Source organism: Xanthomonas sp. WCS2018Noco2-27, from assembly GCF_031843525.1.
In the GTDB taxonomy this organism is placed as follows: Bacteria; Pseudomonadota; Gammaproteobacteria; order Xanthomonadales; family Xanthomonadaceae; genus Xanthomonas.
Genome location: NZ_JAVTIK010000004.1, coordinates 73732 through 84875, shown reverse-complemented (window position 1 = coordinate 84875; position 11144 = coordinate 73732). Strand labels below are relative to the sequence as shown.

Annotated in this window: 10 protein-coding genes; 2 read left to right on the top strand and 8 right to left on the bottom strand. The window is 62.1% G+C overall.

Translation table 11 applies throughout. The features are described from left to right. Positions 1 to 253: 253 nt before the first annotated feature. Positions 254 to 652 (top strand): SymE family type I addiction module toxin, encoded by a 399-nt coding sequence (locus RQH86_RS09465; protein WP_311238926.1) that lies wholly within the window; start codon positions 254 to 256, stop codon positions 650 to 652. Positions 653 to 755: 103 nt separating this feature from the next. On the opposite strand, the gene RQH86_RS09460 is transcribed toward RQH86_RS09465, so the two are convergent. The 4 genes from RQH86_RS09460 to rimK all read right to left on the bottom strand — a co-directional run bounded on the left by RQH86_RS09460 (position 756) and on the right by rimK (position 4356). After that, positions 756 to 2090 carry a HAMP domain-containing sensor histidine kinase gene (locus tag RQH86_RS09460; RefSeq protein ID WP_055848868.1) on the bottom strand — a complete coding sequence of 445 codons (1335 nt, stop codon included), beginning with the start codon at positions 2088 to 2090 and terminating at the stop codon, positions 756 to 758. Continuing rightward, entirely contained in the window at positions 2083 to 2760 is a 678-nt protein-coding gene (locus RQH86_RS09455; RefSeq protein WP_003490678.1) for a response regulator transcription factor, read from the bottom strand. Before RQH86_RS09455 ends, RQH86_RS09460 begins: the two co-directional genes overlap by 8 nt. A gap of 24 nt (positions 2761 to 2784) precedes the next feature. Beyond that, positions 2785 to 3225 (bottom strand): hypothetical protein, encoded by a 441-nt coding sequence (locus tag RQH86_RS09450; RefSeq protein ID WP_115528741.1) that lies wholly within the window; start codon positions 3223 to 3225, stop codon positions 2785 to 2787. Positions 3226 to 3450: 225 nt separating this feature from the next. Beyond that, positions 3451 to 4356, bottom strand: coding sequence for a 30S ribosomal protein S6--L-glutamate ligase (gene rimK, locus RQH86_RS09445; RefSeq protein WP_167455844.1), 906 nt, complete (start codon positions 4354 to 4356; stop codon positions 3451 to 3453). A gap of 471 nt (positions 4357 to 4827) precedes the next feature. Between rimK and glgX the strand changes: the two genes are divergently transcribed. Next, positions 4828 to 6960, top strand: coding sequence for a glycogen debranching protein GlgX (gene glgX, locus RQH86_RS09440; protein WP_311238925.1), 2133 nt, complete (start codon positions 4828 to 4830; stop codon positions 6958 to 6960). A gap of 558 nt (positions 6961 to 7518) precedes the next feature. On the opposite strand, the gene RQH86_RS09435 is transcribed toward glgX, so the two are convergent. The 4 genes from RQH86_RS09435 to RQH86_RS09420 form a co-directional block, all read right to left on the bottom strand. Then, positions 7519 to 7911 carry an H-NS family nucleoid-associated regulatory protein gene (locus RQH86_RS09435; RefSeq protein ID WP_055848856.1) on the bottom strand — a complete coding sequence of 131 codons (393 nt, stop codon included), beginning with the start codon at positions 7909 to 7911 and terminating at the stop codon, positions 7519 to 7521. 88 nt (positions 7912 to 7999) lie between these two features. Continuing rightward, complete coding sequence (locus RQH86_RS09430) at positions 8000 to 8392, bottom strand: hypothetical protein (protein WP_055848853.1); 393 nt, start codon at positions 8390 to 8392, stop codon at positions 8000 to 8002. Between the two features lie 559 nt (positions 8393 to 8951). Continuing rightward, entirely contained in the window at positions 8952 to 9455 is a 504-nt protein-coding gene (locus tag RQH86_RS09425) for a hypothetical protein (protein ID WP_311260727.1), read from the bottom strand. Positions 9456 to 9849: 394 nt separating this feature from the next. Continuing rightward, positions 9850 to 11142: an acetamidase/formamidase family protein gene (locus RQH86_RS09420; protein WP_311238923.1), complete on the bottom strand. Its 1293-nt coding sequence runs from the start codon at positions 11140 to 11142 to the stop codon at positions 9850 to 9852. Positions 11143 to 11144: the final 2 nt, after the last annotated feature.

Here is an 11144-nt window from a genome sequence, read left to right as displayed (position 1 = left end):
GCCAAACCGGTGGGTTTTTTGTGCCTGTTCGCAGGCGCAAGCCGACGCGATGCCTGCGTCGGGAAGGCGGCTAATACAACACTCCTTCGGGAGGGAATACGCCCGCCGGCTATGAGCGGTTTCTAACCTCCCGACATCCCGTCGCCGGCTGGCGACGGTGCCTGTTCTTGGAACGAGGCGTTGTCATGGCAGATGTATCGATAGTGCAGATGGGTGAGCGTCGTCGCTCCATAGTGCTGGCGGAGGTGAGGCGATGAGCCGGGCGCAGCCAACGACCGCCAAGCGGAACAAACCAAACGCCAAACGCACCGTTACCGCGAAGCGGGCGACCACACAGGTAATAAAAGACACGCAGCCTATGCGGCTGGTGCCGTCGCCCACGTTCGATGTGGATAATCTCGACTCCGACCGTCACACCAGACCTCGCGCGGACGATTTACCGCAGCGCCCACCGCGCAAGGCGCGCACCCCCACGCGCTGCACGGTGGGTTATGCGTTCTACGAAGCCGAACCCGGCATGCCGCATAGCCAGCGCATTCCCAGCGTGCGCTTGCGCGGGCTTTGGCTGGAGCAGTTGGGGTTTACCGTTGGCTGCAAGCTGCAGATCACTGCGCGCGAAGGCGAGTTGGTGGTGACGGTGGTAGAGCGGTGAGCTGGGTTTTGGGTGCGGTTGTTGGCTGGAGGCCCTGCTGTGGGAGGGCGCTATGGGTAAGGCCCTCGCGCCCGGGTGCGCTCCTACGCAAGCGTGTGCGTGGCTAGCGATGGAACGCCAGCGTTGCGATGACGCCGCGCTCCTGGCCTGGGCGCACGCTCACGCGCCAGCCGTACAGGTCGCATAGGCGGCTGACGATTGACAGGCCGATGCCGCCGCCTTGCGAGTGGCCGGCGTGGGTGCCGCGGTAACCGCGTTGGAAAAGTTTGGCCGCGTCTTCTTCGCTCAGGCCGGGGCCGGAGTCGATGACTTCCACGCAGTCGCCGCGCACACGCACGCGCACCTGGCCGTCCTGGGTGTACTTGACGGCATTGCCGATGAGGTTGCCCAGCGCCACCGACAGGGCGGATTCCGGTGCGTCGATGACCAGGTCGCGCTCGCCTTCCAGCAATAGCTCCAGCGGTTTGCCGCCGAGCTGGGCGCGATGCGAATCAATCAGTTGTTCGGCGACCTTGGCCACATTGCTGCTGCCCTGCCCGCGTTCGTTGCGCGAGAGCAGCAACAGCGAGCCGATCAGGTCGCTGCACTGCAGTTCGGCACGCTGGATGCGTTGCAGCCGCTGCAGCACCTTCTCATCCAGATTGGGCTTGGTCAGCAGTAGTTCGGTGGCACCGCGGATCACCGCCAGCGGAGTGCGTAGCTCATGGCTGACGTCGGCGTTGAATTCGCGGTCGCGCTGCACGACCTCGGTCAGGCGCGCCGAGTAGTCGTCCAATGCTTCGGCGAGCTGGCCGACCTCGTCGTCCGGGAAATGCGCTGCCAACGGTTTGGGTTCGCTGGTGCCGCCACGGTAGGCCCTCAGGCGGGCCGCCAGATCCGACACCGGCCGCATCACCTTGGACGCCGACCACCAGCCGATCACCAACGAAAACCCGCTGAAGACGAGCACTGACAACATCAAGGTGCGCTTGAGTTGAATCTCACCACGCAGCGTCTGCGTCATGTCGTAAGCGAGGAAGAACCACTCGCTGGGCGTCTTGCGCACCGCCAGTTTGTACGAGTACGCGTTGCCACTTTCGTCCACGCCGGAGATGGTGTGGATGCCATCCGGAAACTGGTACCACTCCGGCTGCTCAAGGCGCAGCGCTTCGAACTTGTCGCTTTTGACCACACGCCCGCGCATCTGCTGCACGGGCAGATCGGGATTGCGCAGCGGGTCGGAATAGAACCGCTGCGCAAAAGCGTCGATGTTGCGATTCATCACGTCTTCGACCAACTGGTTTTCCACGCGCGCGCGTGCCCAGTTGGTGGCGAAGGCGAACAGTGTTGTCAGGCAAAAGCCCAACAACACGAACGAGAGAATGATGCGGCTGCGCAGGCGCCGCCGGTAGCGGCCACGCCTGCGGGCGGGCCGCACGCTGCTGTTACTTTCAGGCATCAGGCGAAGCGATGCGATAACCGATGCCGTGACGGGTCTGGATCATCGGCACGTCGAACGGCTTGTCGACCACTGCACGCAGGCCATGGATATGCACGCGCAGCGAGTCGGAATCGGGCAGTTCTTCGCCCCAGACACGGGTTTCCAGCTCTTGCCGCGTCACCACCGCCGGGGAGGCTTCCATCAGCGCCTGCAGGATTTTCAGCGCCGTCGGGTTGAGCTGCAGCAGCTTGCCGCGGCGACGCACTTCCAGCGTGTCCAGGTTGTATTCCAGATCGCCGGTTTCCAATACGCGGGTGTGCACACCCTTGCCGCGACGCGACAGCGCGTTGAGGCGCACTTCCACTTCCTGCAGCGCGAACGGCTTGATCAGGTAGTCGTCGGCACCGGAGTCGAAGCCGGCCAGCTTGTTGTCCAGCGAGTCGCGGGCGGTCAGCATCAGTACCGGCGTCTGCTTGCGCGCTTCGTTGCGCAGCTTGCGACACACTTCGATGCCGTCCATGCCGGGCAGGTTGAGGTCGAGCACGATGGCGTCGAACTCATGCACCACTGCCAAATGCAGCCCGGTCACACCATCGGCTGCGAAGTCCACGGTGTGACCACGGTCTTCAAGATAGTCGCCCAGATTGGCGGCGATATCGCTGTTGTCTTCAATTACTAGAATTCGCACTGGAACCTCGTTGGTAAGCTATTTTTAGCGCTGGCGCCGAGAAATTTGGTCTTGACTCACAGTCGTCTGACGGCGGCGCTCGGCGGCTGTCATGCACTGCTTCGTACTCATCTGCGAACCAGTTGCGCGCTCGCGCCGACAGATCAGCCGGCTATCTTCGCCCGCCCGGGTCAAAATTCTGGTGACAAGCTCTTGATCGTTACGCACGGCCGCCTGTTGGTCTGGCTGCAATGCTCGGACGTCAGGCTGCGCGTCGAGCGCCCTGTCCATCCGATCAAGTGCCGCAAACACCTTAGCGCGCTCTTCCTGACTGATCTCGGAGTACTTGTCGCCCTTTTCGAGATCAGAGCGCACTTGCGTGGCCTGTGGCTTGAAAGGCTTTTCGGCATCGATCACTGCTGCCGATGCAGAACTGCAAGCACAGATGGCGAGAAGCAACACCAGAACGCCTAATTGCCTTGCCATGCGGACGCTTCCTTATGTCTGACCCGATTTAACATTTAACAAATGTAGACGCGAACCCCGAAAGCGGCAAGCCATCCATAAAAAGGCCCAAGTGCGACACCGCACTTGGGCCAAAAGTTCATCCCGATCACCGTCACTGCCGAGAGCGGAACTACGGTCGACAGAGGCTAGCGAGCAAAGGATTAGAGTTTCGTTAATTTTTCGCTAAAAACAGTTGATCTCCGATCAACGGGCCGATTCCTCAAGATGCTGGATGATGCTGGCGGCCACATCCACGCCGCAAACGCCTTCCACGCCCTCGAGGCCAGGGGTCGAATTGACCTCCAGGACCAGCGGCCCGCGCTTGGAGCGGATGAGGTCGACGCCGGCCACCGCCAGGCCCAGCGCGCGCGCCGAACGGACCGCAACTTGCTGCTCCTGCTCGGTGGCCTGGGCCACTGCAGCGGTACCGCCAAGATGCAGGTTGGAACGGAAATCGCCTTCGGCCGCTTGGCGCCGCATCGCTGCGACGACGCGGTCGCCGACCACGAAGCAGCGCAGGTCTGCGCCTTCGGCTTCGCCAATGAATTCCTGCACGATGAAATTGGCATACAGCCCGCGCAGTGCCTCGACCACGCCGCGCGACGCGCTGGCCTTCTCGGTCAGGATCACTCCGGCGCCTTGCGCCCCCTCGTTCAACTTCACCACATGCGGTGGCGGGCCGAGCATGGAGAGCAGGTCCTGGGTGTCGTCGGGGTTATCGCCGAACACGGTGACCGGCATGTCGATGCCCTGCGCCGCCAGCAATTGATGCGCGCGCAGTTTGTCGCGCGAACGCAGGATGGCGTCCGAGGGATTGGGCGTATAGGTGCCCATGAATTCGAGCTGGCGTAGCACGGCGGTGGCATAGCGGGTGACCGAAGCGCCGATGCGTGGAATCACCGCATCGAAGCCGGTGATCGGCTTGCCCTTGTAGTGCAGGCTGAAGCCATCGGCGGCGATGCGCATATAGCACCGCAGCGGATCGAGGATACGTACGGTGTGGCCACGCTTGCGTCCAGCTTCGATAAGCCGCCGGGTCGAATACAGCTTGCTGTTGCGCGAAAGAATCGCGATTTTCATCGCAGCAGGGACACGGCGCGGCCTGGACATGGTCGGAGTCTGATGACGAGGTGACCCAAGCCCGTACGTCTGCAGGCCGACCGCGCGGGCGGGCACGTTGTGCCCTGCTCGCAACGGTTGAACTGGTGTGCGACGGCCCCGAGGATGGAGACGCGATAGCGCCTCGGCACGTGCTGCAACCGCGCATGGGTGCGCAGCTGCAACCGGATCGATGCTAGCAGGGCGCACGCGCAGCGCTCAAGCAGTGGGAAGCCGCGCTGCATCCACCACTGCACATTGTCATGCTGACGCGGCATCGCAGTACTCGTCCATGATCGATAGGGCGGCGTTCGCCACAAGCGAACGCCGCCGCTGCGCCAGATCACAGCGCGCTGCATGGTGCGAAGCCTCGGCGGCGCGCCATCACGCCATACCCGTGTCGCCGTAACGCGTTTTGCACAGCAACAACCGCAATGCTTGAGTCCCCTCAATGCCGGCATGCCGGCGCACCCGAGACTCCCCATGCGACGTCCAGCAAGCGCGGCCTATGCCAACCCCTCCCGCATCCGCCAGGGGCGCCCGTTTCCCCGCGGCGCCGTCTTCGATGGCAAAGGCATCAATTTCGCGCTGTTTTCCGCGCATGCCACACGGGTGGAACTGTGCCTGTTCGACGAACAGGGCAACGAAACCCGCGTCGACCTTCCCGAATACACCAACGAAATCTGGCACGGCTATCTGCCCGATGCCAAGCCGGGCCAGCGCTATGGTTACCGTGTGCACGGCCCCTATGCGCCGACCGAAGGTCACCGCTTCAATCACAACAAGCTGCTGCTGGACCCATATGCCCGCGAGCTCGAAGGCGATCTGATCTGGGCCGACGAGCTGTATGGCTACACCGTCGGTCATCCGGATGGCGATCTGAGCTTCGACGAGCGCGACAGTGCGCCGTTCATGCCCAAGTGCGTGGTGGTCGAAGACACCTACGACTGGGGTGACGATGCGCGCCTACTCAAGCCGTGGAACGAGACAGTCATCTACGAAACCCACGTGCGCGGCTACACCATGCGCAACCCGCAGGTGCCCGAAGCGGTGCGCGGCACCTTCGCAGGTCTCGCCCAGCCGCAGGTACTGCAGTACATCAAGGACCTGGGCATCACTGCCGTCGAACTATTGCCGGTGCATGCGTATCTGGATGATCAGCATCTGCTGGACAAGGGCCTGCGCAATTACTGGGGCTATAACACCATCGGCTTTTTTGCGTTGAAGTCGCGTTACCTCTCCAGCGGCCACCGCGATGAGTTCCGCGACATGGTCAAAGCCATGCACAAGCAGGGTCTGGAAGTGATTTTGGATGTGGTCTACAACCACACAGCCGAAGGCAGCGAGCTGGGCCCGACCCTGTCGTTCAAGGGCATCGACAACGCCAGTTACTACCGGCTTGCCGAAGACAAGCGCTATTACATCAACGACACCGGCACCGGTAATACGCTGAATCTGAGCAATTCGCGGGTGATCCAGTTCGTCAACGATTCGCTGCGCTACTGGGCCGGCGAAATGCATGTGGACGGTTTCCGCTTCGACCTGGCAACCATCCTGGGACGTGAGCCGAGCGGTTTCGACCAGCGTGGCGGCTTCCTGGATGCATGCAATCAGGATCCGCTGCTATCGGAAGTCAAACTCATTGCCGAGCCGTGGGACTGCGGCCCGGGCGGTTACCAGGTGGGTCACTTCCCGCCGGGCTGGTCGGAATGGAACGACAAGTTCCGCGACAACGCGCGCGAGTTCTGGAAGGGCGAAGATGGCAAGCTTGCAGAGTTTGCAACCCGGTTCACCGGCTCGGCCGATCTGTTCGATCGCCGCGGCCGCCGTCCGTGGGCTTCGGTCAACTTCATCACCGCGCATGACGGTTTCACCCTGCGCGACTTGGTGAGCTACAACGAAAAGCACAACATCGACAACGGCGAAGACAATCGCGACGGTTCTTCCAACGATGGTTCCTGCAATTACGGCGAAGAAGGCGAGACCGACAACGCCGACATCCTGCAACTTCGCGAGCGGCAAATGAAGAATCTGCTTGCGACGCTGCTGCTGTCGCAAGGCACGCCGATGATGCTCAGCGGCGACGAACGTGCGCAGTCCCAGGGCGGCAACAACAACACCTATTGTCAGGACAACGAGATCACCTGGCTGGATTGGGAAAACGACCCGACCGATGGCCGGCTCACCGATTTCGTCAAGGCACTGACCGCGCTGCGCAAGCGCTACCCGATTATGTCGCGCGGCCGCTTTCTCAATGGCCAATACAACGAAGAGGCTGGCCTGCGCGATCTCACCTGGCTCAATCCAGGCGGCACCGAAATGGAAGACGCGCATTGGGCCGATGCGGGTGCGCGCTCGGTTGGCCTGCTGCTGGAAGGTAAGGCGCAGACCTCCGGGGTCAAGGAGCTGGCCAACGACGACACATTGCTGATCGTCATCAACGCCTACCACGAGGGTGTGACCTTCACCCTGCCGGCCGCTGATGAACCGGTGCATTGGAAGCTGGTGCTGTCGACCGATGAAGCGCTGGAGGTAGACATGATGCCGGCTGGCGCCAGCGAATTCCTGGCCCCGCCGCGCAGCGTGTCGGTCTTCGAGTGCAAGAGCGATCAGTAACGATTGAGCAGTAATCAGGCTCGCTGTCCGCCAGCATGGTAGGCGGCGAGCTTTTTGGTGTGCTGCGGTGTTTCGTTCGCGAGGCAAGAGGAGGTGGGACGTGTCGGCGAGCAGCCGTGTCATGCCAGCGGTGATCGCGCTGACACCAACTCGCGGGCGCGCTTGCAATCTTGCTGCGCGACATGCGTCGACTCGGCGATGCCGTGTCTTGTCTGAATCCGGGTATTTCGGCGGACGCCTGCAGATCTCGGGCGATCAGCACGGCGATCTACAGCGCATGACCCATGCGGTGATTGGCGCTTAGCGATCGATACATCGAACGCGCCGTCTCACTCCCGGCCAACGTTCGCTGACATTCTGATTGCGTCACCCGCTCGCGCGCACAGCGATGCTTACCGCAAGCCGGTCAGCTCACACATTCACTGCAACGGCTCAAACGAACGTCCGAATCGGCAGTCGCGCACAGCGAAACACTGCACGTATCGAGTAGGTAAGCACGCAGCTAACCGACGCGGCTCGCATTGAGAACGCCACAAGAACGCCAAATCCGCGAAAAACTCACCCCGGATAGAGCGGGAAACGCTTGTCCGGATGCTTGGACTTCCATTCCTTGTAGGAACTGGTGCCTTCCCAGGCCTTGAAGACACGCGGTGTGCGGCCACGGCCGGACCAGGTCTCACCAGAATGCGGAATCCAGTATTTGGCCACCACCTCACCAGTGGACGACAGCGGCCCCTTGGACTTGCCGGTCATGGCGAGCGAGGCGATCTGGGATTTCTGCTTTGCGTTGAATCGGCCGCCGAACTGGGTCAGCACCTCGACGACCTGGTCAAAGGCTTCCAGGGTCTGGGCATATTTGAGCTGCGCCTCTTCCTGCTCAAGCTTGCGCAGCTCTTCCAGCAATTGGGCTTTGGCGGCGGCAGAGGGTGAAGCGGGCGGAACCTGGCGCATTGACGAAACTAAGGTTGGACGGGTCAGCGAGTATTGCCCCTACGCCGTCTAGCGTAAAGCGCCCAGCCCACACCGGGTCTGCTGGCGCTCAGCGATGACGCAGCAAGGCGTGCTCCCGGGCCATGGTCAGCACCGGCCCAATGCGGCCTGCCCGGATCAGCTCGCTGCAGTGTTTGCCGACAAATTCCACCCTGGGGGCGGTGAACCACTGCACCACCCGGTCTAGCTGCCCGGCGTTGATCGACCACGCGTGACAGACCGCCTCGCCCAGCTCCTCGACCCCAACCAGTCCGATCTGGCGGACCTGGTCGGCATCGAGCTTGAACATCTCAATCACCTTGCTGGCATCGTCCGGCGTACCACACACATGCGTCTGATCCGCCCCCCCGGTGCGATAGGCAATCGAGGCGACACGCGCAGATTCGGCGCGACGCATGCCTTTGATCAAAGCACCAACCAGCTGGGAGTGAGTAGTCTTCATGGTGTCCGCTCAATGATGCAGTCACTATGGTCGTCATGGGACGCGTTCTCAATCAGGAGGTTCCTGACCCTGCGGAAGAAAAAGACGAAGCTGTGGCGCACTTTTTGTATCGATTGCAAGCCTGCAATCGATGTCATTGACACCACATATCGAAGCGATAGGGAAGAACTGCCTGGGATCATCCGCAGCGCGGCACGCCTACGACATGGGTTGAAAAGGTCCCATCAGGGTGCGCCGAACCGATCGCCACCCACCTTGAAATCGGGCTGGATCCGCCACCGTGCTGCCAGAGACTGCACATGCACATGCAATAGGTCCCACCAATCCCTGAATCAAAAACTCGGTGAATCGGCCTGACGAAAGCTGCCAAATCACGAGCCGCCACATCACACCTCATCGTTGCAATGAATCACCGCACCAAGCAACCTCTGAACAACTCTTCAATGCGCGTTCGACCAATAACCTAGGCCACCGTGACTAAGCGGAAGTAGTTGATTTTCAGCAGGGTGAGCGCCTGGATCCAGCAAAGTTTCATTTCACTCGCCACGCCGTAAGTTTTTCACACCTTCTCTAACGACTGCTCCACATCCTTCAGCATGCGCGCATAAGAGGCCCGCTCTGCCGCACTGAGAAAGCCTTGCTCGCGTACAAGCTTGGGAACGTCCGCAGCAATCTTCGACAGGTACGCCGTCAGTTTTTTTGCGCGCACGGGCGTCATCGACTTGCTCTTGCGCGCATCCGCAATCGCGCTGCGCAAGGTCTCCACCCGCTCGGCAAAATACAGTTGCTGCGCTTGATTGACCCGCCAATGGTCATCGGCCGGCCCGGCTTCGAGGCCACTGCCACGCACCGATTCAATGAAGGCCTGATCGGCGGTCAAGGACCCGGTCAGTCCAGCGGCACGCTTGCCTTGCAACAGTGACGGATCCACTTCCACCGCGCATCCGGTGACGTGGGCCAACTCCTGCAAACGCTCGTCGAGCCGCTGCGCAGGCAGCGAGACAGCAAACGGCCCGGGCTGGCAGGCCGCAAATACCGGCGCCGCACAAATGATGGCACCCAATGCAACGATGATCGAAGGCAAACGATTGCGTGCGACAGACATGACAGCATCCGGAATACACGGACATCCGTGCGCTACGAACGCTAGACCGCCGATCCCGAACGGCACTGAAATCGGCGTCGGGCGGCGCCCTTATCGCCAAGGCGTCCGCATCAAGGCATCGGAATAGTGCCGAGCACCTATCTGACGGTCTCCATCAGCACATCCTGAAATGCAACGACGCCGTCGGCCTGCGCTGTCGCAACTAAACCGAACCACATGCATCGCCGCGGCCCGTGCGCGATGACGTTGCGAGGCCCCGATACACACAACGCGCAGCGCAACCAACAGCGCAGCGCGGCCATCTCAGCTGAGTGTGTTCAATGGGGGCGGAACTCCACCCTGCCCCATCGGTTCATGGTTTGGCCGGCAACAGGGCCTTGTCGATCTTTGCCGCTACTCCCACGCTGCGACCGGCCAGGTTGGGGATGCTGTAGTGCAGCGCTGTGCCCAGCACCTGCGCGCTCTGCGAAAGCGTCAGCCCGTAATCCTGCTGGAGCCACTGGACCATGCCTGTACTAGCGGACTTCAACGCCTCGTCGAGCGATCCTGCCTGACCCAGCACCATGATCTGGGTTGGCGACTCGACCCGTGGCATCGACACGCTGCGTCCCTTGATAAGGTCAACCGTGACAGTCACGTCCATCGACGTTTCCAGCGCATATTGCGTCGTCTCGCCGTCCCCCTGAAGCGCATGGGCGTCGCCGAAATAAAGCAGCGCGCCTGGTTGCTGCACGGGCAGGTAGACGGTGTTGCCTTCCACCACTTCGTTGAAGTCCATATTCCCTCCGAAGCGTCCGGTGTCTCCGGTCGAGATTGCCGGCATCCCGAAGCCCGGCGCGACCGCCATACCGCCGAGCATCGGCTTCACCGGCACCGAGTAGCCGGCGAGCGGGCCGGTCGCGTTTTCAGGACGTGCACGCCCTGTCTCGCGATCGAGCCGCCACTTGATCGGCTTACCCAGGGCGGCGGCTTCCGGCACCAACGCTGTACCGAGCGCTCGCCCAACGATCGTGTCGAGGCTGTCGGCCCAGTCGCGGTTGAGCTTCAGGCGGCGGATATGCACCGCCAGCGTATCGCCGGGCTGTGCGCCTGCGACGAAGAACGGGCCGGTCTGCGGATTGCCGAACAGAGCCCTGGTTTTTCCCTGCGCGTCGACTCCGCCGGAATCGACCGTCCTCGTGTGGATCGTATCGCCCGGCCAGACGATCAGCACCGGTCTCCGATCGGCATCCCAGGTGTTGGAATAGTCGGTCGGGCTGAACTCCACCGTGCGCGGTCCGCCATCGCGCTCGGGCACACGCCAGCCCGTCACCGCATGGGTGGCGCGCACGGCGGGGTCGTTCGTGTCCGGCCCCTCCGTCGTGCCGGTCAGCTCCTTGCCCTTGAGGCGCAGGACGTAGCGCGACGTGCGCTGTTGGCGATCGGTCGCAGTCAGCGTCAACCGATCACCACTAGCGCCACCGTCGATCGTATCGCCGTCCAGGTCGCCGCTGATCCGGTTTCCCGTTCGATCGATCGACAGGGTCGAAAACACGGGATTTCCCCACAGATCGGTGCGGACGATCCACGTCTCTGCGTGCGTCGTGCCCGCTATCGCAGCGGTCGATGCGGCGAGGAACACAGCGGTAAGACGGGAGATCGGCATGA